The sequence below is a fragment of the Actinacidiphila bryophytorum genome, from assembly GCF_016916835.1.
GTDB lineage: Bacteria > Actinomycetota > Actinomycetes > Streptomycetales > Streptomycetaceae > Actinacidiphila > Actinacidiphila bryophytorum.
The window spans coordinates 25,725-46,442 of sequence record NZ_JAFFIX010000010.1; the positions used below are offsets into that span (position 1 = coordinate 25,725).

The 20,718-nt window shown below is 73.7% G+C and carries 18 protein-coding genes; 6 read left to right on the top strand and 12 right to left on the bottom strand.

The features are described 5' to 3' along the window. Positions 1 to 28: 28 nt before the first annotated feature. Positions 29 to 535: a GNAT family N-acetyltransferase gene (locus JT723_RS16650; protein WP_205045428.1), complete on the bottom strand. Its 507-nt coding sequence runs from the start codon at positions 533 to 535 to the stop codon at positions 29 to 31. Between the two features lie 173 nt (positions 536 to 708). Between JT723_RS16650 and JT723_RS16655 the strand changes: the two genes are divergently transcribed. Further along, entirely contained in the window at positions 709 to 1,752 is a 1,044-nt protein-coding gene (locus JT723_RS16655) for a fatty acid desaturase family protein (RefSeq protein WP_205045429.1), read from the top strand. A 21-nt stretch (positions 1,753 to 1,773) separates the two neighbouring features. On the opposite strand, the gene JT723_RS16660 is transcribed toward JT723_RS16655, so the two are convergent. The 7 genes from JT723_RS16660 to JT723_RS16690 all read right to left on the bottom strand — a co-directional run bounded on the left by JT723_RS16660 (position 1,774) and on the right by JT723_RS16690 (position 12,722). Then, the gene (locus tag JT723_RS16660; RefSeq protein WP_240165752.1) at positions 1,774 to 3,195 is read right to left on the bottom strand and encodes a M1 family metallopeptidase; all 1,422 of its coding nucleotides are present in this window, start codon (positions 3,193 to 3,195) and stop codon (positions 1,774 to 1,776) included. Between the two features lie 161 nt (positions 3,196 to 3,356). Continuing rightward, positions 3,357 to 5,537, bottom strand: coding sequence for a 3-hydroxyacyl-CoA dehydrogenase NAD-binding domain-containing protein (locus JT723_RS16665; protein ID WP_205045430.1), 2,181 nt, complete (start codon positions 5,535 to 5,537; stop codon positions 3,357 to 3,359). A gap of 41 nt (positions 5,538 to 5,578) precedes the next feature. After that, positions 5,579 to 6,793: an acetyl-CoA C-acetyltransferase gene (locus JT723_RS16670; RefSeq protein ID WP_205045431.1), complete on the bottom strand. Its 1,215-nt coding sequence runs from the start codon at positions 6,791 to 6,793 to the stop codon at positions 5,579 to 5,581. Continuing rightward, a complete protein-coding gene (locus JT723_RS16675; RefSeq protein ID WP_205045615.1) occupies positions 6,790 to 7,920 on the bottom strand; it encodes a CaiB/BaiF CoA transferase family protein in 1,131 nt (376 codons plus the stop codon). Before JT723_RS16675 ends, JT723_RS16670 begins: the two co-directional genes overlap by 4 nt. A gap of 147 nt (positions 7,921 to 8,067) precedes the next feature. After that, entirely contained in the window at positions 8,068 to 10,035 is a 1,968-nt protein-coding gene (locus tag JT723_RS16680) for a primary-amine oxidase (protein ID WP_205045432.1), read from the bottom strand. Positions 10,036 to 10,187: 152 nt separating this feature from the next. Further along, on the bottom strand, positions 10,188 to 11,714 hold the full coding sequence (locus JT723_RS16685) for an APC family permease (RefSeq protein ID WP_205045433.1): 1,527 nt from the start codon (positions 11,712 to 11,714) through the stop codon (positions 10,188 to 10,190). Positions 11,715 to 11,765: 51 nt separating this feature from the next. After that, positions 11,766 to 12,722 carry a hypothetical protein gene (locus JT723_RS16690; protein ID WP_205045434.1) on the bottom strand — a complete coding sequence of 319 codons (957 nt, stop codon included), beginning with the start codon at positions 12,720 to 12,722 and terminating at the stop codon, positions 11,766 to 11,768. Between the two features lie 245 nt (positions 12,723 to 12,967). Here JT723_RS16690 and JT723_RS16695 point away from each other — a divergent pair, with 245 nt between their 5' ends. The 5 genes from JT723_RS16695 to JT723_RS16715 all read left to right on the top strand — a co-directional run bounded on the left by JT723_RS16695 (position 12,968) and on the right by JT723_RS16715 (position 17,573). After that, positions 12,968 to 14,356 carry an NsdA family TPR-like regulatory protein gene (locus tag JT723_RS16695; protein WP_240165741.1) on the top strand — a complete coding sequence of 463 codons (1,389 nt, stop codon included), beginning with the start codon at positions 12,968 to 12,970 and terminating at the stop codon, positions 14,354 to 14,356. 96 nt (positions 14,357 to 14,452) lie between these two features. Then, complete coding sequence (locus JT723_RS16700) at positions 14,453 to 14,818, top strand: nuclear transport factor 2 family protein (protein WP_205045435.1); 366 nt, start codon at positions 14,453 to 14,455, stop codon at positions 14,816 to 14,818. Positions 14,819 to 14,904: 86 nt separating this feature from the next. Further along, entirely contained in the window at positions 14,905 to 16,362 is a 1,458-nt protein-coding gene (locus tag JT723_RS16705; RefSeq protein ID WP_205045436.1) for an MFS transporter, read from the top strand. Between the two features lie 294 nt (positions 16,363 to 16,656). Beyond that, positions 16,657 to 17,097, top strand: coding sequence for an RNA polymerase sigma factor (locus JT723_RS16710; protein ID WP_205045617.1), 441 nt, complete (start codon positions 16,657 to 16,659; stop codon positions 17,095 to 17,097). After that, complete coding sequence (locus JT723_RS16715) at positions 17,094 to 17,573, top strand: SRPBCC family protein (protein ID WP_205045437.1); 480 nt, start codon at positions 17,094 to 17,096, stop codon at positions 17,571 to 17,573. Before JT723_RS16710 ends, JT723_RS16715 begins: the two co-directional genes overlap by 4 nt. A 24-nt stretch (positions 17,574 to 17,597) precedes the next feature. Here JT723_RS16715 and JT723_RS16720 read toward each other — a convergent pair whose 3' ends face one another. From JT723_RS16720 to JT723_RS16735, 4 genes are all read right to left on the bottom strand, one after another. Next, positions 17,598 to 18,038 (bottom strand): nitroreductase family deazaflavin-dependent oxidoreductase, encoded by a 441-nt coding sequence (locus JT723_RS16720; protein WP_205045438.1) that lies wholly within the window; start codon positions 18,036 to 18,038, stop codon positions 17,598 to 17,600. Between the two features lie 106 nt (positions 18,039 to 18,144). After that, positions 18,145 to 18,702, bottom strand: a complete 558-nt coding sequence (gene pspAB / locus JT723_RS16725) for a PspA-associated protein PspAB (protein ID WP_205045439.1) — start codon at positions 18,700 to 18,702, stop codon at positions 18,145 to 18,147. Further along, positions 18,702 to 19,601, bottom strand: a complete 900-nt coding sequence (htpX, locus tag JT723_RS16730; RefSeq protein ID WP_205045440.1) for a zinc metalloprotease HtpX — start codon at positions 19,599 to 19,601, stop codon at positions 18,702 to 18,704. Before htpX ends, pspAB begins: the two co-directional genes overlap by 1 nt. 135 nt (positions 19,602 to 19,736) lie before the next feature. Continuing rightward, positions 19,737 to 20,690 (bottom strand): quinone oxidoreductase family protein, encoded by a 954-nt coding sequence (locus JT723_RS16735; RefSeq protein ID WP_205045441.1) that lies wholly within the window; start codon positions 20,688 to 20,690, stop codon positions 19,737 to 19,739. Positions 20,691 to 20,718: the final 28 nt, after the last annotated feature.

Genomic DNA, 20,718 nt, shown 5'->3' on the forward strand with positions numbered 1-20,718 from the left:
CCCGCGGCCCCGGCAGCGGCCCGGCCCGTCAGCCGAGCGTCTTCTCGAACCAGTGGTCGGCGTACGGGCTGTCGTTGTACCGCTCGATCTCGCGGTAGCCCTGCCGGGCGTAGAGCGCGCGGGCCTCGACCAGGTCGGCGCGGGTGTCGAGGCGGATCACCCGGGAGCCGAAGGTGCTGCGGGCCAGGCCCTCCACGGTGGCGATCAGGCCGGCCGCCACTCCCCTGCCGCGCGCCTCGGGGGCGACGAACATCCGGGTCAGTTCCGCGGTGCCGGCGTCCAGCATCCGAAGGCCCAGGCACCCCACGGGGGTGCCGCCGATCCTGGCCACCGCGAAGATACCGGTGGGCGGCACCAGGTCGTCGCTCGGCTCCTCGGCGATCACCTCGGAGATCTCGGCGTCGTCGGTGGGGCGCCCGTAGTAGCGGGCGATCAACTCGGCGTAGTAGCGGCGGATCAGGGCGACGGAGTCCGGGTGCGACACCGGCAGGGGGGCGGCCGTCCATTCGGCGGTGCGGAGGTCGTGCGTGGTCATGCGGCCCATCCTGGCAGCAGGCGGGTGGGGATATCCCCCGGTTTTCCGGGGGCCTGGCACCAAGGCAGGCCGGGTGATGGCGCCATGGTCCGCGGCGGGCGGTGCTTCGTAGCGTCGCAGTACGGCCCTGCCGGGCCGTCACACCGGACACCGCCCGCCACCCAGGAGCGCCCATGCCGACCGCCCAGACCACCCTCGAAAGTCCCGAGCGAATCCCGGACACCGGGTCCAGCGAGTTCACCCCGCTGCTGCGTGCGGTACGGGAGGCCGGGCTGCTGCGGCGCCGCCGGGCGCACTACGCGGTGTCGATCGCGGTGAACCTGGTGGTGCTGGCCGCGGTGTGGACCGCGGTGGTGCTGGTCGGCGGCACCGGGTCGTGGTGGGTGCTGGCGCTGGCGCTGCCTGCCGCGGTGATGTCGGCGCGCAGCGGCTTCTTCGGGCACGACGCGGGGCACCAGCAGATCGCGGCGGGCCGCCGTACGAACCGGCTCATCGCGCTCCTCCACGGCAACTTGCTGCTGGGCATGGGCGCGGCCTGGTGGAGCGACAAGCACAACCGGCACCATGCCAACCCCAACCACGTGGGCAAGGACCCGGACGTGGAGGTGGGCGCCCTGGTGTGGACGCGGGCGCAGGCGGTCGAACGGCGGGGCTTCGCCCGCTTCCTGACCCGGCACCAGGCGCGGCTGTTCTTCCCGATGCTGCTGCTCGAAGGGCTGGCGCTGAAGGTGGCCAGCTTCCAGGACCTGCGTCGGCTGGACCGCAGGGGGCGGCTGGTCGAGGGCTCGCTGCTGGTGGCCCATGTGGCCGGCTATGCGGCGCTGCTGCTGACCGCGCTCCCGCTGCCGCAGGCCGTCGCCTTCGCGGCCCTGCACCACGCGCTGTTCGGACTGCACCTGGGCTGTGCCTTCGCCCCGAACCACAAGGGCATGGAGATGCCGGAGGAGGGCGCGCGCTGGGGTCATCTGCGGCGCCAGGTGCTGACCTCGCGCAATGTGCGCGGCAATGCGGTCGTGGACTTCCTCCTGGGCGGCCTCAACTACCAGATCGAGCACCACCTCTTCCCTAGCCTGCCGCGCCCGCACCTGCGGCTGGCGCGTCCGCTGGTGCGCGCGCACTGCGCCCGTATCGGCGTGCCCTATACCGAGACCGGGCTCGTCGACTCCTATGCGCAGGCGCTCGGCCATATGCACGCCGTCGGTGCCCCGCTGCGCTGAGCAGGGGCGGGGCCGCGCATGTCACAGGTGGGCGGGCCTGGCTTTGCCATACAGCCAGGTCGCGAACAGCGGCGCCAGGTCGCGCGTGGTCAGGCCTGCGCAATATGCGGTGAAGTCGGCGGTGGAGGCATTGCCGTGGAAGTGCGCGGCGGGCCAGCCGCGGAGGAGTCGGGCGAAGGCGGCGTCGCCGAGGGCCTGGTGCAGCTCGTAGAGGACCAGGGCGCCGCGGCCGTAGACCGGCTGCGCGGAGACGTCGGCCGCGGTGGGCGGTTTGGCGGGCGGGAAGGCCCAGGCGGCGGGGTCGGCGAAGGCGGTGGCGGCGCTGCGGGACAGCGGCACACCGTCCTGCTGCTCCTGCCACATCCAGGTGGCGTACGTCGCGAAGCCCTCGTTGAGCCACATGTCCTGCCAGCTGCTCGGGGTGACGGAGTCGCCGAACCACTGGTGGGACAGCTCGTGGACGAGCGTCGGCACGTCGACGGCGGGTCCTTCCCCGTCGCCTGGGAAGACCGGCCGGGTCTGCGTCTCCAGCGCGTAGCCGACGGTGCCGGCCGGCAGGTGGTCGACGACGGCCCCGGCGGAACCGAAGGGATAGGCGCCGAAGTGCCCGCTCTCCCAGTCCAGGATGTCCGGCAGCCGGCGCAGTGCCGCCGCGGTCTGCGGGTCGTCGGAGCGCGGGTCCACCGCCACGTAGAGCGGCACACCGCGGGGGCTGCGCGAGCGGGTGACGGTGAAGTGGCCGATGCCGACGGTGGCCAGGTAGGTCGCCATGGGCGCGGTGCTGCGCCAGTGGAAGGCGGTGCGGCCGGCCGCGGTGCGGGTGCCCGCCAGGTCGCCGTTGGAGACCGCGGTCAGCCCCGACGGCACCGACACGGTCACGTCGAAGGCCGCTTTGTCCGAGGGGTGGTCGTTGCCGGGGAACCACGCCATGGAGCCGACGGGTTCGCCGAGTGCCAGGGCGCCGTCGTCGGTGCGGAACCAGCCCTCGTGCGAGCCGTCGGGGTCGGTGAGCAGCCGGGGCACCCCGGTGTAGGCGACAGTGGTCTCGAAGCGGGCGCCGCGCCGCAGTTCGCGGGCCGGCCGCACGGTCAGCTCGGTGCCTGAGCGGCCGGTGCCGGCGGTGCGTCCGTCGACGCCGACCTCGGTCACGGTCATCCCGGCCAGGTCGAGGGTGAAGCGGCTGAGGTCCTGGGTGGCGGTGGCGGTGATCACCGCGGTGCCGGCCAGCCGCCCCGAGCCGGGGTCGTAGGACAGGTCGAGGCCGTAGTGCGTGACGTCGTAGCCGCCGTTGCCCGCGCCGGGGAAGAGCCGGTCGCCCACGCCCCGGGCACCGGCGGTGGGTGTGCCGCCGCCGCCCGAGCAGGACAGCAGGCAGGCCAGCAGGGCGCCCGCCAGGCAGGCCGGCAGCAGCCGCCGGGCGGCACGCGGGGCGGTTCTGCGCAGGGGCACGCGGGCCAGCGTACGAGGTGGCGGTGGGTTGCGCTCGCAAGGGCGGGGCACGCCAGGTGCGGCGGTACGCGGCGGGCACCGGCCGGCGCCGGTCGTGACGCTGCGGCCGCCGCCGGGCACCCTGTTTCGGGTGCCCGGCGGCGGGGAGCCGGAGGTCAGCCGTCCCTGCGGTCGGTGAAGGTCTCACCGCGTTCCGCGGTGGCCACCAGCAGCGCCGGCGGGGTGAAGCGCTCCCCGTAGGCCGCGGCCAGCTCGCGCGCCCTGGCGGTGAAGCCGGCGACGCCGCCCGGGTAGCCGTTGACGTACTGCAGGACGCCGCCGGTCCAGGCGGGGAAGCCGATGCCCAGCACCGAGCCGACGTTGGCGTCGGCGACCGAGGTGAGCACGCCCTCCTCCAGCAGCCGCACGGTGTCCAGCGACTCCGAGAAGAGCATCCGCTCCTTGAGGTCGGCGAAGGGGATGTCGGTGTCGGGCCTGCCGAAGTGCTCGGCCAGTCCCGGCCACAGGCCGGCCCTGCGACCGTCGGCGTAGTCGTAGAAGCCGGCGCCGCCGCTGCGCCCTGTGCGGCCGAACTCCTCGACCATGCGGTCGATGACGGCCTCCGCCGGGTGCGAGCGCCAGACGCCGCCTGCCGCCTCGACAGCGGCCCGGGTCTCCCGGCTGATCCGGACGAACAGCGTCAGGGTCAGCTCGTCGAGCAGGGACAGCACCTTGGCGGGGTAGCCGGCCTGCGCGGCGGCCTGCTCGACGGTGGCGGCGGGGACGCCCTCGGCGATCATCGCGACGCCCTCGTTGATGAAGTTGCTGATCACCCGGGAGGTGAAGAAGCCGCGCGAGTCGTTCACCACGATCGGCGTCTTGCGGATCTGCCGCACCAGGTCGAAGGCACGGGCGAGCGCCTCGTCCCCGGTCCGCTCGCCCTTGATGATCTCCACCAGCGGCATCCGGTCGACCGGTGAGAAGAAGTGCAGGCCGATGAAGTCGGCGGCGCGGCCGACGCCCTCCGCGAGCTGCGAGATGGGCAGCGTCGAGGTGTTGGAGCACAGCAGGGCGTCGGGCGCCACGATGTGCTCGATCTCCTGGAAGACCTTGTGCTTGAGTGCCGCGTCCTCGAAGACGGCCTCGATCACCGCGTCGCACCCGGCCAGGTCGGCGGGCTCGGCGGTCGCGGTGATCCTGGCCAGCAGCGCGTCCCGCTTCTCGGCGGTGGTGCGGCCCTTGGCCAGCGCCTTGTCGAGCAGTCCCGCGGAATAGGCCTTGCCGCGCTCGGCGGCCTCCAAGGTGACGTCCTTGAGGACGACGTCGATACCGGCCCTGGCGCAGGAGTAGGCGATGCCGGCGCCCATCATGCCGGCGCCGAGCACCGCGACCCGGGTGACCTGGCGGGCGGGTACGTCCGCGGGGCGGCCCGCGCCGGAGTTGACGGCCTGCATGTCGAAGAAGAAGGCCTGGATCATGTTCTTGGAGATCGGGCCGCAGGCCAGCTCGGTGAAGTAGCGGGCCTCGATCACCGAGGCGGTCTCGATGTCCACCTGGCTGCCCTCGACGGCCGCGGCCAGGATGTTGCGCGGCGCCGGGTAGGGGGCGCCGGCCAGCTGCTTGCTCAGGTTGGCGGGGAAGGCCGGCAGGTTGGCGGCGAAGGCGGGGCTCTTGGGGGTGCCGCCGGGGATCTTGTGGCCCGGCACGTCCCAGGGCTGGCGGGCCTGCGGGTTGGCGTCGATGAAGGCGCGGGCGGCGGCGAGCATCGCGTCGCGGTCGGCGGCGACCTCGTGGATCAGGCCGGCGGCCAGGGCGCGCGGGGCGGAGTACTGGTTGCCGCGCAGCAGCACCTTGAGCAGCGCGTCGGCGATGCCGAGCAGCCGTACGGTCCTGACCACACCGCCGCCGCCGGGCAGCAGGCCGAGGGTGACCTCGGGCAGGCCGATCTTGGTGCCGGGGGTGTCGAGGGCGACGCGGTGGTGGCAGGCGAGGGCGATCTCGTAGCCGCCGCCGAGCGCCGCGCCGTTGACGGCGGCGACGACGGGCTTGCCGAGGGTCTCCAGGCGGCGCAGGGCGCGCTTGACGCGCATGCTCTGGGCGAAGACCTTCTCGGCGTCGTCGGGGGTGGCGCGGATCAGGTCGCGGAGGTCGCCGCCGGCGAAGAAGGTCTTCTTGGCGGAGGTGACGATCACCCCGCGGATGCTGCCGGCTTCGGCTTCGAGCCGGTCGAGCACGGCGTCGAAGGAGTCGGCGAAGGCGGCGTTCATGGTGTTGGCCGACTGCGCAGGGTCGTCGAGGACGAGGGTGACGACGCCGTCCGCGTCCTGCGCCCAGCGGATGGTGGTGGGCTCGCTCATGTCGGGTTGGCTCCGTTAGCGGCGGGTGGGGGCGGGGCGGGTCAGATACGTTCGACGACGGTGGCGACGCCCATGCCGCCGCCGACGCACAGCGTGGCGAGCCCGTAGCGCAGGTCGCGGCGCTCCAGCTCGTCGACGAGCGTGCCGATCAGCATGGCGCCGGTCGCGCCGAGCGGGTGGCCCATGGCGATGGCGCCGCCGTTGACGTTGACCTTGTCCAGGCTGACGCCCATGTCCGCGGCGAAGCGCAGGACGACGGCGGCGAAGGCCTCGTTCATCTCGATCAGGTCGATGTCGCCGATCGACAGGCCCGCCTTGGCCAGCGCCTTGCGGCAGGCAGGGGCGGGGCCGGTGAGCATGATGGTGGGCTCGGAGCCGGAGACGGCCGCCGAGACGATGCGGGCGCGCGGGGTCAGGCCGTAGCGCTCGCCGACCTCGCGGCTGCCGACCGCCACCAGGGCGGCGCCGTCCACGATGCCGGAGGAGTTGCCCGCGTGGTGGACGTGGTCGATCTTCTCGACCCAGTGGTATTTCTGCAGCGCCACCGCGTCGAAGCCGCCGAGGTCGCCGATGTCGGCGAAGGACGGCTTGAGGGCGGCCAGCGACTCGGCTGTGGTGCCGGGGCGCAGGTGCTCGTCACGGTCGAGGACGACCAGCCCGTTCCGGTCCCGTACGGGCACCACGGAGCGGGCGAAGCGGCCCTCCTTCCAGGCTTCGGCCGCGCGCTCCTGCGACATGGCCGCGTAGGAGTCCACGTCGTGCCGCGACCAGCCGCCGAGGGTGGCGATCAGGTCGGCGCCGACGCCCTGCGGGACGAAGCCGGTCTCGAAGCTGGTCATCGGGTCCATCGCCCAGGCGCCGCCGTCGCTGCCCATCGCGACCCGGGACATCGACTCGACGCCGCCGGCCAGGACCAGGTCCTCCCAGCCGGAACGCACCTTGGCGGCGGCCATGTTGACCGCTTCGAGGCCGGAGGCGCAGAAGCGGTTCTCCTGGACGCCGGCGACCGTGTCGGGCAGGCCCGCGGCGACGGCGGCGATCCTGGCGATGTCCGAGCCCTGGTCGCCGATCGGGCTGACCACGCCGAGCACGATGTCGTCGATCGCCGCCGGGTCGAGGCCGGGGAAGCGGTCGCGCAGCGCGTGGATGAGGCCGACGACCAGGTCGATCGGCTTGGTGCCGTGCAGGGATCCGTTGGCCTTTCCGCGCCCTCGCGGGGTGCGGACGGCGTCGTAGACGTAGGCCTCGGTACTCAACGTCGTGCCTTTCTGTCGGCCGGGCCTTCCGCCCGGGTCAGGGCGGGGGTGTCCCAGTCGCGGGCCACCTCTGCAGTGTGCGCGCCCGGCAGGGCCGGCGGTCGGCGCAGCGCGGTGGGGGTCGCGGAGAAACGGGGTGCGGGGGCCGGTTGGACGGTGCCGAAGGCCTCGGCGAAGGTGCCGCGGGCGGCCAGGTGCGGGTGCAGCGGCGCCTCTGACAGCGACAGTACGGGCGCAGCGCACGCGTCGGTGCCGGTGAAGACCGCGGTCCACTCCTCCCGGGTGCGGGTCAGGAAGCGGGCGGCGACGGCGGCCCGCAGCTCGGGCCAGCGGGCGGGGTCGGCGCGCAGCGCGGCCTGCTGCCGGGTCAGGCCAAGCAGCTCGGCGAAGGTGTCGTAGAAGCGCTCCTCCAGGGCGCCGACGGCCATGTGGGTGCCGTCTGCGGTCGGGTAGACGCCGTAGAAGGGCGCGCCGCCGTCCAGCAGGTTGGCGGCGCGGCGGTCCTGCCAGGCGCCGGCGGCGAGCAGGCCGTGCAGCATGGTGCACAGGTGGGCGGCGCCGTCGACGATGGCGGCGTCCACGACCTGGCCGGTGCCGTGGGTGCGGGCGTGGTGCAGGGCGGCGAGGACGCCGGTGACCAGGTAGAGCGAGCCGCCCGCGTAGTCGCCGAGCAGGTTGGCGGGTGCGGCGGGGTCGCCGTCGGCGGGGCCGGTCAGCGCCAGCGCCCCGGTGATCGCGATGTAGCCGATGTCGTGGCCCGCGCTGGCCGCCAGCGGCCCGTCCTGGCCCCAGCCGGTCATCCGGCCGTAGACCAGGCGCGGGTTGCGGGCCAGGCACTCGGCGGGGCCGACGCCGAGGCGTTCCGCGACGCCGGGGCGGTAGCCCTCGATGAGCACGTCGGCGCGCTCGACCAGGTCGAGCACCGCGGCAGGCCCGTGCGGCGACTTGAGGTCGACCAGCACGGACCGCTTGTTGCGGTTGCTCAGATCGGTGGCCGGGTCGACCCCCAGCGCGGGGCCGCCCGGCCGGTCGACGCGTACGACGTCGGCGCCGAGGTCGGCGAGCAGCATCGCCGCGAAGGGGCCAGGGCCGATGCCGGCCAGTTCGACCACCCGCACACCGGCCAGCGGGCCGGGCGCGGCCGGGGCCTGCGGACTGTCCGGCAGTGGCGAGGTCACATACCTGATAGTAGAAACGTGTTTCAGTTTTCGCAAGGCCCCGGCTGAGCGACCGCTTAGCGCCGGATCGGTCAGCAGGGGCCGGACCGGCCGCGGTCAGACGTGGCAGTGCCCGCCGGATCCGTCGCCGGTCTCCTTGGGCAGGTCGAGCGCCGGGTTGCGGTCGAAGAAGCCGGTCGGCCGCAGGCTGAAGCCGCAGACGTCGACCGGCATCACCGGCCAGTCCTCCAGGCGCGGCAGGTGCGTCGGGCCGAAGGAGTGCCACACCGTCAGGTCGGTGTCCTCCAGCGACTCGCCGGGCCGCGACCAGGCCGTCACGCCCGGGCCGCCCGCGTGCTGGTTGGGGTAGTCGCCGTCCGGGTAGCGGCGCTCGGGGCGGTAGCGGGTCACCCACAGGTGCTTGGTGGCGTAGGCGACCCGCTCGGCGACCGAGGAGCCGGGCTGCGCCAGCAGCAGCGGCCCGGTGTCGGGCAGCAGCGTGTACGCCACCGGCGTGCCCATCCGGTTGGTCACCCCCGGGTTGACGATCCGCCAGCGCCGGCCCACCGAGGGGTCGGCGACCCGCCCCGCCTCACCGCTGTCGGCGACCGGGGTGGCCTTGGTGGTGAAGGCGTTGCCGTTGGGGTTGCCAGGGCCGGTCGGCAGCCGGACCACGTCCACCTCCTGCACGGTGTTGCGCGGGCCGTCCACCGTCACGTCGAGCCGGGCGCAGAACAGATGCTGGTGGAAGGGCGCGAGCAGGCCGGGGGCGACCTCGGTGGCGTGGGGCGAACCGGCGCCGGGCTCGGCGGCGGAGGTCTGCAGCAGGCCGGTGGCCTTGGCCTCGAAGGCGATCGTGCCGTCCTGGTGGAGGTACCAGTAGAAGCCGTAGTCGTAGTTGCCGAGGGTGGCGATGTAGGAGATCACCAGGCGGCGGGCGCGGCGGGAGTCCGCGGCGAAGTCGTCGAAGATGTTGGTGTGCTTCCAGAGCAGGCCGATGTCCTCCTCGTGGATGCAGATCGCGTTGTGCAGCGTCTCGGGATTGCCGAGGTCGTCGGCGAGCACCGCGTCGACGTAGGTGATCTCGCCCAGGCAGTCGCAGCCCAGCCGCAGCGCGTTGGCGTTCCTGCCCAGCAGGTACTCGCCGGAGTCCAGGTAGCAGACCCAGTTGCGGGCCGGGTCGGGCTCGGCGTAGGGCACGGCCATCTCGGCTATCGAGGCGCGGTGCAGCACCGGCCGGTCGCGGTCGCCGTCGCGATGGGTGATCTCGTGCAGGACCAGGCCCTCGCGGGCGTTGAAGTCCAGCCGCAGCCGCCAGTTCTGCCAGCTCAGCTGCGCCCCCTCCAGCGAGAACGACGCACCCTCCGGCTGGGTGATCTCCAGCGGGCGCAGGTCGGTCCTGGCGGGCCCGGTGGACTCCGCGTCGTAGCGCCCGCACTCGGCGGGTACGGGTACGGCGCCGGTGTCGACCAGCCGCACCACGCGGCGGGCCGTGAGGTCCACGTCGGCGACCAGGCCGCCGACCGGGTGGGCGAACGGGTTGTCGCTCTCGTTGCAGCGCAGGAAGGTCAGCGAGCGCAGCATCCGCCGGCCCGCCTCCGAGGCGATGCCGAAGTTGCCGGCGGCCAGCGGGGCGGCGATGACCAGCGAGAGGTCGGTGACACCGCGTTCTGCCATCGCCTTGCGCCAGCCGGCGTCGGCCTTGACGATCTCGTCGCAGGTCTCGTACTCCTCGAAGAGCACCGGCGGCTGGCCGTCGGCGGCCGGGTCGAGGTCGCGGTAGGAGACCAGCACGGCGGCTGCCGGGTCGGTGACGTCCACCAGCGCCTCCGCGGAGCGGCCGGTGGCCGTGTCCAGCAGGGTGACCCGGACCCGGCGGCTGACCGGGTCGCCGGGGCGGTGGGCGAGCACCGCGTGCCGGTCCGGCTCGTCAGGCAGGACCAGCGGGAAGCGGGTGGACGCGGTGACCTTGCCCTCGGCGTCGAGCGCCGCGCGGGCGGCCTCGATCTCGGCGGTGGTCAGCGGGTCCAGCGGGTGCGGGGCGGCGGCGGTCGTGGTCTCGGTGGCCGTGGGGCTACTGGTCATGGCGCTTCCTGAGGACAGGGCGGACGGGTGGACGGATGGACGGATGGGGAACGGCAGCGGCCCGCCGCACCCGGGCGGGCGGGGCGGGCCGCTGCGCGGTCCTTGCGGTCGGCTGTCCAGGCGGCCGGCCGTCGGATGGGCGGTACCTGCCGTCAGGCGCCGGCCTCGGCAGCGGCGGCCTTCTCCAGTTGGAAGGCCTCGTTGCCCTGGCCGATCCTGGCGTGCACCTCGGGCTGCCGGCTGCGCAGCACCGCGCCGTAGACCAGGCCGATGGCGGCGGCCAGCGCGATGATGCCGGGCAGGATCCAGCGCAGCCCGTGGCCGGGGTTGGCGCCGAGCAGGACCGCGAAGTCCTTCACCGAGTAGACGAAGATCGTCCCCAGGGCGAGGGCGGCGAGCCCGGAGGTGATCAGCCGCCAGCCCTGGACACGGGCGGCACCGCGCTTGACGAAGAAGGCGATCACCGCGACGGCGGCGGTGCACATCAGCAGCACCACTCCCAGGGCGCCGACGTTGCCCGCCCAGGTGAACAGCCGCAGCACCGGCGCGGTCGGGTCGCCCACCGGCTTGTCGTCGGTGATGGCGAAGACGGCGACGACGATCAATGCGACCAGGGTCTGCAGCAGCGAGCCGATGGCCGGGGCGCCGCTGGTCTTCGAGGTGCGGCCGACCGCGGCGGGCAGCAGACCGTCGCGGCCCATGGCGAAGGCGTAGCGGGCGACAACGTTGTGGAAGCTGAGCATGCAGGCGAAGATGCCGGTGATGAAGAAGATGTTCAGGGTGTCGGTGAACGCGCCGCCGAGCCGGTCCTGAGTAAGCCCGAAGATCAGGTTGGGGCCGTCCTTCTGCGCCCCCGCGATGACGCCGGAGGGACCGGTCGCCACGGTGATCGCCCAGGCGCTGATGGCGAAGAAGACGGTGGCGAAGCCGATCGCCAGGAACATCACCTTGGACACCACCCGCTGCGGGTCGCTGGTCTCCTCCGCGTACACCGGGGCCTGCTCGAAGCCGAGGAAGGCGGCGATGGTGAAGCACAGCGCGGTGCCGAGCCCGGCACCGCTGAGGGTGCTGGGGTTGAAGGCGTGCGCGGACACGCCCTGCGGGCCCGGGTCGCTGAGGAAGCCGATGTCGAAGATCACGACCATCGTGGTCTCGATGAGCAGCAGCACACCGAGGGTCCTGGCGTTGAGGTCGATCTTCAGCGCCCCGAAGACCGCGGTGATCGCGACACCGCCGAGCGCCGGGATCCACCAGGCGACGTTGTGCTGCCAGTGCTGGGCGATCTGGCTGGAGATCTCGAAGCCGAAGATGCCGTAACTGCCGCACTGCATCAGGCTGTACGCGAAGAGCGCCACGTACGAGGCGCCGGCCCCGACGGTGCCGCCCAGGCCCCGGGATATGTACGCGTAGAGCGCCCCGGCGTTGTGCACGTGGCGGCTCATCTCGGCGTAGCCGAAGCTGAACAGGATGAGCACGGCGCCGACGATGACGAACAGCAGCGGCACCCCGACGATGCCCATCGTGGCGAAGGTGGTGGGGATGACGCCCGCCACGACCATCAGCGGCGCGGTGGCCGCGAGTACCGAGAGCAGCAGGGCCGGCGCACCGATCCGATCCGCGCGCAGCGCGCGCTGCTCTCCCTTGAACGTGCTGATGCCGGTCGTACTGCCCGTCAGCATGGCTCTGGTGTCCTTCTTCCGTGGGTGGTGATGCCTGGGGAGTATCGGGTCCTACGACGAACCGAAGCCGAGCGCGGCATTGCGCGCGGCACGGAACGACTTCTTGGGGTCGCGGTCGAAGTACGACCAGGGGACGCGGGTCGCGTCCCGTCCGATGCGGTTGAACAGCGCGGCGGCGGCCACCATGTCGCCGGCGTGGACGTGCACGAATGCCAGGTGGTTCAGGTCGAGCAGCAGCCGCGGGTGGCTGCGCCCGTCCCAGTCCAGCCACCAGTCGAAGGCGCTGCGCAGGCTCGCCCTGGCCCGCGGGCTGGTCCAGTACGGCAGCCGGCTCGGGTCGCGGGGCAGCGCGCCGGCCGCGGCCAGTGCGTGGTAGCGCTCGACGAGGGCGACCAGCGGCAGGGCGCCCAGCGGGGAGCCGGGTCCCGCCTCGTCGGACGCCCACTCGGCGAACTCGTAGACCTCGTGGAAGGGGTCGTCGCCCTCGGTCTTCTGACGCTCCGCCAGGCAGCGGGTCATCAGGTAGTGCCCGTGGTGGTGGCCGCGGTGCCGGCCGCGGACCTGGTCGAAGGCGCGGACCTGCTCGTCGTCGGTGCCGGTCTGCCGGGCCAGGATGAGCAGGCCGAGCCACGGCGAGGGGTCGGCGGGCGTCATACGGGCCGCGTGCAGGCAGGCGTCGCGTGCGGACTCCGGGCTCTGCCGCCCGGCGACGGCACGGAAGACCGAGGCGATGGCGTGCAGGGCGGCGGCGTCGGCGCTCTCGGGTTCCGCGAGCCGCCACTCGTCGGCCCAGGCGGCCGTGGAGCGGCCCTCGCCCAGGACGACGAGCCGGTGACCGCGCAGGTCCCAGTCGTCACCGGTGCGCGCCAGCAGCGCGCGTACCTCCGTCCAGCGGCCCTGTACCAGGGCAGCCCGGACGGCGACCAGCTCCTCGTCGCCGAGAGCGGTATCGAAGGCCACGTCGTCCTTGCCACGCGAAAGGCGGAAGGGTGGCGGCGGTGGGGTCATCCGCGGGCAGCCCTCCACGGCGCGCGTTACGTCATGTGATCACGCATAGCCAATCGGTTGGCGGCAGTCGGCGACAAGTGCGGTCCTGTTGTCTTGCTGTAGTCCCGTAGGGTGGCGTCGGTTTGGAACGCGGGAGGCGCGGATTCGCGCGATTCGCTGCGCGGACCACTGCCGGACTGGTATTCGAATTGGCGATTCCGCAACGAAGTTGGCGCCGGCGTGGGCGGCGCGGCAGGGACCGGTGAATGGACGGCACAAACGTGGCACGCGAGGACTCCGCCGCGTCGACACATCCGCTGGCCTACGTGCGGCGCCGACACGGCTGGAGCTACCAGGACGTCGCCCGGGTGATAGCCGAGCACGCGCGGGCGCTCGGGGTGCCGATGGCCGCCCGGCGGGAGAAGGTGTGGCGCTGGGAGCACTGGGGTGTCGTCCCCGAGGCCGACAGCCAGCGGGCGCTGGCCCGTGCGCTCGGCATCCCCGCGCGGGATGTCGACGCCCGCCCCTGGCCGCGCTGGCTGCCCGCACACGGCGGCATGCCCGACGGGCTGCCCTGGACGACGGAAGGCAGCCTGACGGCACTTGCCGGCGTGCTCGACGACGCGGCGGCCGACCCGCGGGGTTTCCCGATCGCCGACGAGCAGGCGCTGCTCGACGCCATCGCCGACTGGGACGCGGCCGGGGCGGAGGACGCCAGGCACCGCGGTGCGGGTGCCCGCGAGCAGGTGCCGGCGCAGGCCGGCGCCGACCCCCACCCGGTGGACGGGCCGGTGCTGGACTGGCTGGAGGCCGGCGTGACGGGCCTTCGGCAGCTGGACGACCGGCTCGGCGGCGCGGCCGTACGCCACCGGGTCGAGGCCGACCTGCGGCTGGTCAGCGGGCTGCTGCGGCGCGGCAGGCCAGGGCGCGGCGGGCGGGCCGCGGAGCGGCGGCTGCTGCGGGTCGCCGCCGACCTGGCGCAGCTCGGCGGCTGGGCGGCCACCGACGCCGGGCGCCACGGAGCCGCCCAGCGGCACTATCTGACGGCGCTTCGGCTCGCGTACAGCGCGGGGGACCGCCCGCTGGCGGTCGCGGTGTGGAGCGGTCTGGCACTCCAGTCGGTGATCGCGGACCGGCCGCGGGACGCGATGGCCGCGGCGGAGGCCGCGGTACGCGCGGCGGGCGGCGCTCCCCCGCAGGTGCGCGCGCTGGCCGCGTCCCGGCTCGCCAGGGCGCATGCGGCGGCCGGCGCCGAGGGCGCCTTCCGGCGGGCCGCGGCGGAGGCGGAGCGGCAGTTGGCGACGGCGGGCGCGCAGGAGGGGCCTGCCTGGCTGTACTGGCTGGACGCGGCGGAACTGGCCGCCCAGCAGGGACTCGGCCTGCTCGCGCTCGGCCTGGCGGCGGAGGCGGCGCCGCTGCTGGACGGGGCGCTTGCGGCGCTCGACCCGTCCTTCCTCCGCGACCGCAGCCTGTACGCGGCCCGCGCCGCGCAGGCGCACGCCCGCACCGGCGACCGGGAGGGCGCGCTGGCGCTGGGCCGGGAGGCCGCCCGGCTGTCCAGGCAGTGCGGTTCGCCGCGGCTGGCGGCCGCGCTGGACGAGCTCAAGGTGACCCTCGACCAGGACGGGCAGCCCGACTGGTCAGCGGATACCTAACGATGACCGATTCCCCGCCGCGGACGGCTCCGTAACGTCGTGACCTGCAAGGAGACGGCGCAACCCGGCGCCGGCGACAGCAGGGAGACGGCAGTCATGAGCGACATCCAGCAGCTGGTCGAGAACTACATCGCGGTCTGGAACGAGACCGACCCCACCGCCAGGCGGCGCGGCATCGACGCGGTCTTCGCCCCCGGTGCCCGCTACACCGACCCGCTCGCCGACGTCACCGGGCGCGACGCGCTCGACGCGGTGATCGCCGCGGTGCAGGCGCAGTTCCCCGGCCTGGTCTTCACCCTCGGCCCGGTCGACGCGCACCACGACGTCGCCCGCTTCACCTGGGAGCTGGGTCCGGCAGGCGGCGAGTCGCTGGTCGTCGGCTTCGACGTGGCCGCGTTCGGCGACGACGGGCTGGTGCACCGCGTCCTGGGCTTCCTCGACAAGGTGCCGGCCGCCGCCTGACCGGCGCCTCCTCCCCATTTCTGCGCACCTCTGCTCACCAGTGCTCACCAGTGCTCACCGCTCCGACACGGGACAGGAGTTCCGCCATGGCCTCGGCCACCTCCACGCTCTCCCCGTCCGGCTCCCGGGGCGCCGCTCCGGACGCGGGACGGCCAGGTCTCGGCCTGCTGGTCCTGCTGGCCGCCACCTTCATGACCTCGCTGGACATCTTCATCGTCAACGTGGCGATACCCGCGGTGCAGAGCGACCTGCAGGCCGGCTCCGCGGCGATCCAGTGGGTGGTGGCCGGCTTCGGCCTGGCCGTGGCCACCGGCCTGATCACCGCGGGCCGGCTCGGTGACATCTTCGGCCGCCGGCGGATGTTCACCGTGGGGCTCGCACTGTTCACCGCGACCTCGGCGGCCTGCGGCTTCGCGCCGACCGCGGGGAGCCTGGTGGCGGCGCGGGTGCTGCAAGGGCTGTCGGCGGCGCTGATGAGCCCCCAGGTGCTGGCCATCCTGCAGACCGGCTGGACGGGCAAGGCGCAGGCCAGGGCGTTCAGCATGTACGGGCTGACGATGGGTGTCGGCGCGGTCTTCGGGCAGCTGATCGGCGGGTTGCTGATCAAGGCGGACGTGTTCGGCCTCGGCTGGCGGGCGTGCTTCCTGATCAACCTGCCGGTCGGGCTCGCGGCGCTGGCCGCGGTGCCGCGGGCGCTGCGCGAGTCCAGGGCGCCGCGCAGGCCGCGGCTGGACAACACCGGGGTGGCGCTGTCCACCGCCGCGGTCGTGGCCCTGGTGCTGCCGCTGATCCAGGGGCGTTCGCTGGGCTGGCCGGTGTGGACGTGGCTGTGCCTGGCCGCCTCCGCGGTACTCTTCGCGGTCTTCGTGGCGCACCAGCGGCGGCTGGGGGCGGCGGGCGGCGACCCGGTGCTGGACACGGCGCTCTTCCGGCAGCGCGGATTCGCCGCGGGGGCGCTGGCGCAGCTGGTCTTCTGGACCGGGCAGGGCTCCTTCTTCCTGGTCCTGGCGCTGTACCTGCAGGCGGGGCGCGGTCTGGACGCGCTGGCGTCGGGTGTGGTCTTCCTGGCCATCGGGGCCGGCTACCTGCTCACCTCGACCGCGGCGCACCGGCTCGCCGAGCGCCTGGGCCGCCGTACGGTGCCGGCCGGTGCGCTGCTGATGGCCGCGGGCCTGGGCGGGCTGTGGGCGGCGGTGCACGCGTCGGGCACCACCGGCAGCCTGTGGGAGCTGGTCCCCGGGCTCTTCCTCGACGGTGCGGGGATGGGCATGGTGATCGCCCCGCTCACCCATGACGCGCTGGCCGCGGTTCCCGCCCACCTGGTGGGTGCGGCCTCCGGTGTGGTGGCGACCATCCAGCAGGTCAGCGGTGCGCTGGGCATCGCACTGATCGGCATCGTCTTCTACGGCGCCGTCGGCGCGGGGGCACCGGGCCGCTACCCGCACGCCTTCGGGCTGGGCCTGGTCTTCCTGCTGGCGCTGGAAGCGGCGCTGGCCGCGCTGACCGCCCGCACGGCGAGCCGGAGCGGGGCAGCCGGTCACTGAGAACAGCCGGGGCAAGGCAGGGCTGAACAGGGGTAAGGGGCGCCCGTCCTGACGGGCGCCCCTTACCCCTGTCGCGTGTGCGCAAGGGGCGGCGGAGAATTTCCCGCAGACCCGGGGAACGAATCGCGTCGGCGCCGCCTCTGAGGGGTGACGCAAGAGCGCCGCACTGCCCACGAGGGAGAGATCCGACCGGTGGCTGAACCCGACCCACCCGCGAGCGGCGGGCCCGCCGCGGGAGACCGCGCCGCGACCGCCCGCCTGGTGCGGGCGGCGCAGCGCGGCGACACGCTGGCGATGAACGACCTGCTCGACGAGCTGGCGCCCTTCGTCGGCCGGATCTGCGCCCCCATCGCGCTGGACGACGGCCCCGACGCCGCGCAGGAGGCGCTGACGGTCGTCTTCCGCAGCCTGCGCGGCCTGAAGGAGCCGGCCGCGCTCTACGGCTGGGTGCGCACCATCGCCGCCCGCGAGGCGGTGCGGGTGGCCAGGCGGGCCGCCCGTGCCGTACCGGCGGAACTGGCCGAACTGCCCGCGCCCGGCGACCCGCAGCTGGCAGCCGACATCCGCGACGTCCTCGCCCGGCTCTCCCCCGAGCACCGGGCCGTCCTGGTGCTGCGCGACCTGGAGGGCCTGGACGAGCGCACCGCGGCGGAGCGCCTCGGGCTGCGGGTCGGCACCGTCAAATCCCGGCTGCACCGCGCCCGGGACACCTTCAGGAAGGCGTGGTCCGCATGACCGCCGGATGGCCGACGGCCGACCCCGACCCCGTACGCCGGCTGCACGCGCTGGCCGCGGGGGTACGCAACGCCCATGTCACCGAGGGGGTCGTGGACGCGCCCATCGACGTGGTCTGGCCGCTGGTCGCCGACCTGGAGGGGGAGTTCGGGAAAATCGTCACGGACATGGCCCGGGTCCGGGTGATCAGCAGGGACGGCGACCGCGTCGAGGCGTCCGCGCACAGCAGGTTCGGCCCGCGTGCCCGTTTCAGCGGGGTGCTGCGGCCCGGCTGGTGCTGGCTGCAGAGCCGCTTCCTGCTGGTCGGCATCGCGGCGGCCGACCGCGGCGACGGCCGCACCACGGTGGCCTTCACCGGCGGGCTGCGGCTGCCGGGCCGCGCCGCCCTGGTGCCGGTCGGCGTACGCAGCGAGGGGCGGCGCAACCTCGCCCGGCTCGCCGCCCGCAGCCAGGCGCATACGGCCGCGGAGCGGTGACGGCGAACCCGGGGGCGCCGCGGGTCAGACGCGGGTGAGGCGGACGACCGGGATCTCGCGGTCGGTGCGCTTCTGGTAGTCGGCGTAGGGCGCGTAGACCTCCAGCAGGTCGGGCCAGACCTCGGCCTTCTCCTCCGGGGTCAGCGGCTCGGCCCTGGCGGTGAAGCGCTCGCCGAGCACCCGGACGTGGACCTCGGGGTAGGCCAGCAGGCCGCGGAACCACAGCGGGTGCTCGGGAGCGCCGCCCTTGGACGCGACGATCAGGAAGTCCTCGCCGTCCCTGCCGTAGATCAGCACGGTGCGGCGCCACTCGCCGGTGCGGTAGCCCTGGTAGTCCAGCAGCAGGCAGGGCGAGCCCTTCATGTCGGTGGCCTCGGTGCCGTCCGACTCCTCGTAGCGCCTGGCCTGGTCCGCCACCCACGATTCGGGGCTGATCTTCACACTTGCGGGGTCGTAGACGGTCATCCCTGTGCCTCCTGGGGGGTTGCAGCGGAAACGCTCCCCACTCTAGGACGGCCTCCCGCCGCTGCCCGGTCGCGACGCCGCCGGCCTGCGGGTCCGCCGCGGCGGCTCATTCGGCCATACCGGGGGCGCCCCACACCGGGAACCAGCGCGACAGGTCGGCCTCCAGCCGCAGGTCGTCGGCGACCAGGGCCTTGACCTGCAGTTCCAGCGCGTGGTCGCGCTTCTCGCCGGGCAGCGGTGCGAAGGGGTAGAACGTCCCGCGCTTGTACAGGTACACCAGGGCCATCCGGTGGCCCTGGCCGTCGGCGAAGGCGACCAGGGAGCACAGCAGCTGCGGCCCGAAGCCGCCCGACTCCAGGGCGGAGTTGACCGCGTGCAGGTCCGTGACCAGGTCGGTGACCTCGCTGGGCGCGTGCCGGGACTGCAGCCAGGTGTAGCCGTAGCTGTCGCGGCTGGACTCCACCGGCAGCAGGGTGCGCAGGTCCTGCTGGATCTCGGCGAAGGCACCGCCCTCGACGGCGGCGAAGCACACCGCGCCGCTTCCGGTCGGGCGCAGTTCACTGGCCGCCTGCAAGGTGATCGCCGCGGACGACAGCCCGAAGAGCTGGTCCAGGTCGGGCTTGACCGGCCTGCTGCGGCCGAGCAGCACGTCGAGCAGCCCCATCAGCGGCGGTCCAGCTCGACGGTGATGGCGGCCAGCTGGGCCAGCCGCTGTTCCAGGCTGGGGTGGGTGGCCAGCAGCTTGGAGACGGTGGCGCTCGATGTGAGCTTGGGGGCGAAGTAGAAGGCGTTGAAGGGCTCGGCGGCCCGCAGGTCCTTGGTGGGGATCGCTGCCAGGTCACCGCTGACCTTGGTGAGGGCGGAGGCCAGCGCGGAGGGGCGGCCGGTCAGCAGGGCGGCGCTGCGGTCGGCGGACAGCTCGCGGTAGCGCGAGAGCATCCGGGTGAGCAGGAAGCTGATCGCGTAGACCACCGCGCTGACCAGCGGCACCAGGACGAACAGCGCCGCGCTGCCGGGGTCGCGGCTGCGCCGGAAGCCGCCCCACAGGCCGATCCTGGTGATGACGCCGGCCAGGATGCCGAGGAAGGAGGCGATCGTCATCACGGCGACGTCCTTGTGCGCCACATGGGACAGCTCGTGGGCGACGACGCCCTCCAGTTCCTCTGGCTCCAGCCGGCGCAGCAGCCCGGTGGTGACGCACACCACCGTGTTCCGCTGGTTGCGCCCGGTCGCGAACGCGTTGGGCACGTCGGACTGCGCGACCGCGACCTTGGGCTTGGGCAGGTCGGCGAGCGCGCAGATCCGGTCGACCACCCCGTGCAGCTCCGGCTGCTCCTCGGCGGAGACCTCGTGCGCACCCATGCTGAAGGCGGCGATGCGGTCGCTGAACCAGAACTGGGCGACGAAGAGCAGCCCCGCGATGATCAGGATCATCGGCCAGGCACCGCGCAGCAGGGCGAGCAGCGCCCCGACGAAGACGACGTAGAGCAGTCCGATCAGGAACATCGTGACGGCCATACGGGTCGTCAGTCCCCGGTCCTGTGCGAAGCGATTCCGTGGCATGGCCCCTCCCGAGCTGTGCGGGGGCGCGGGTCGCGGGCGGCGGCCCTGCGTGCTCCACTGGTCATGATGGTGCGAGTGTGTGCATCTTCCACTGTTGCACCGATCCAACGACCGGGACGACCCTCGCGGTTCCGCCTATCGGGTCACATCGAGCACAAGCTTGCCCACCGTGCGCCTGGCACGCATCTCGGTGTGCGCCCTGGCCGCCTCGGACAGCCCGTAGACGCCGCCGACCCGGGGGCGCAGCTGCCCGTCCGCGGTCATCGCCAGCAGTTCCGCGAGGGGCTCGCGGTACATCCCCGGCCGGCCCAGGCAGTGCATCAGCCAGAAGCCGACGACCGCCCGGGAGCGCCCCATCAGCTGGGCGGGCTGCACCGGTGTGGGGGCGGTCCTGGACGCCATGCCGTAGGTGGCGAGCCGGCCGAAAGGGGCCAGGGCGGCGAGCGAGGCGTCGAAGACCGGGCCGCCGGTCATCTCCAGCACGACGTCGACCTTGCGGCCGCCGTTGGCCGCGGTGAGCCGCTCGGTGAGCCCTTCCGGGTCGGCGTCGACCGCGGCGTCGGCGCCCAGTTCCAGCGCGAGGTCGCGCTTGTCCTGGGTGGAGGCGGTGGCGATCACCCGGCCCGCGCCGAACTCGCGGGCGAGCTGGACGGCCAGCGAGCCGGTGCCGCCGGCCGCCGCGTGCACCACGACGCTCTCGCCCGCCGCGAGCCGCGCGGACGTGCGCAGCAGGTGCCAGGCGGTCAGGCCCTGGACGACCAGGGCGAGCGCCTGGCCGTCGGTGACGTCGTCGGGCAGCTCGACGGCCAGCTGCTCCTGGACGACGGCCTTCTGGGCGTATCCCCCGTTGTCGGTGAGGGCCACGACCCGACGCCCGTCTGCGGTACGGCCGACGACCTCGGCGCCCGGCACCATGGGCAGGGTGGAGCGGGAGAGGTACGAGTCCTCCACGGTGTGCGTGTCGGCGAAGTTCACCCCGGCGGAGTCGACGTCCAGCAGCAGCTGCCCCTCGCCCGCGACGGGGTCGGGCAGCTCGGTCTCGCGCAGGACCTCGGGTCCGCCGAACTCGGTGATCTGGATCGCGCGCACGGCGTCTCCTCCGGGGTGGGCCATGTGC

Coding starts and splice junctions, on each gene's coding strand:
- JT723_RS16650 (WP_205045428.1), bottom strand. CDS start 535: ATGACCACGCACGACCTCCGCACCGCCGAATGGACGGCCGCCCCCCTG.
- JT723_RS16655 (WP_205045429.1), top strand. CDS start 709: ATGCCGACCGCCCAGACCACCCTCGAAAGTCCCGAGCGAATCCCGGAC.
- JT723_RS16665 (WP_205045430.1), bottom strand. CDS start 5,537: ATGAGCGAGCCCACCACCATCCGCTGGGCGCAGGACGCGGACGGCGTC.
- JT723_RS16680 (WP_205045432.1), bottom strand. CDS start 10,035: ATGACCAGTAGCCCCACGGCCACCGAGACCACGACCGCCGCCGCCCCG.
- JT723_RS16685 (WP_205045433.1), bottom strand. CDS start 11,714: ATGCTGACGGGCAGTACGACCGGCATCAGCACGTTCAAGGGAGAGCAG.
- JT723_RS16690 (WP_205045434.1), bottom strand. CDS start 12,722: ATGACCCCACCGCCGCCACCCTTCCGCCTTTCGCGTGGCAAGGACGAC.
- JT723_RS16695 (WP_240165741.1), top strand. CDS start 12,968: ATGGACGGCACAAACGTGGCACGCGAGGACTCCGCCGCGTCGACACAT.
- JT723_RS16700 (WP_205045435.1), top strand. CDS start 14,453: ATGAGCGACATCCAGCAGCTGGTCGAGAACTACATCGCGGTCTGGAAC.
- JT723_RS16705 (WP_205045436.1), top strand. CDS start 14,905: ATGGCCTCGGCCACCTCCACGCTCTCCCCGTCCGGCTCCCGGGGCGCC.
- JT723_RS16710 (WP_205045617.1), top strand. CDS start 16,657: ATGAACGACCTGCTCGACGAGCTGGCGCCCTTCGTCGGCCGGATCTGC.
- JT723_RS16715 (WP_205045437.1), top strand. CDS start 17,094: ATGACCGCCGGATGGCCGACGGCCGACCCCGACCCCGTACGCCGGCTG.
- JT723_RS16720 (WP_205045438.1), bottom strand. CDS start 18,038: ATGACCGTCTACGACCCCGCAAGTGTGAAGATCAGCCCCGAATCGTGG.
- pspAB (WP_205045439.1), bottom strand. CDS start 18,702: ATGGGGCTGCTCGACGTGCTGCTCGGCCGCAGCAGGCCGGTCAAGCCC.
- htpX (WP_205045440.1), bottom strand. CDS start 19,601: ATGCCACGGAATCGCTTCGCACAGGACCGGGGACTGACGACCCGTATG.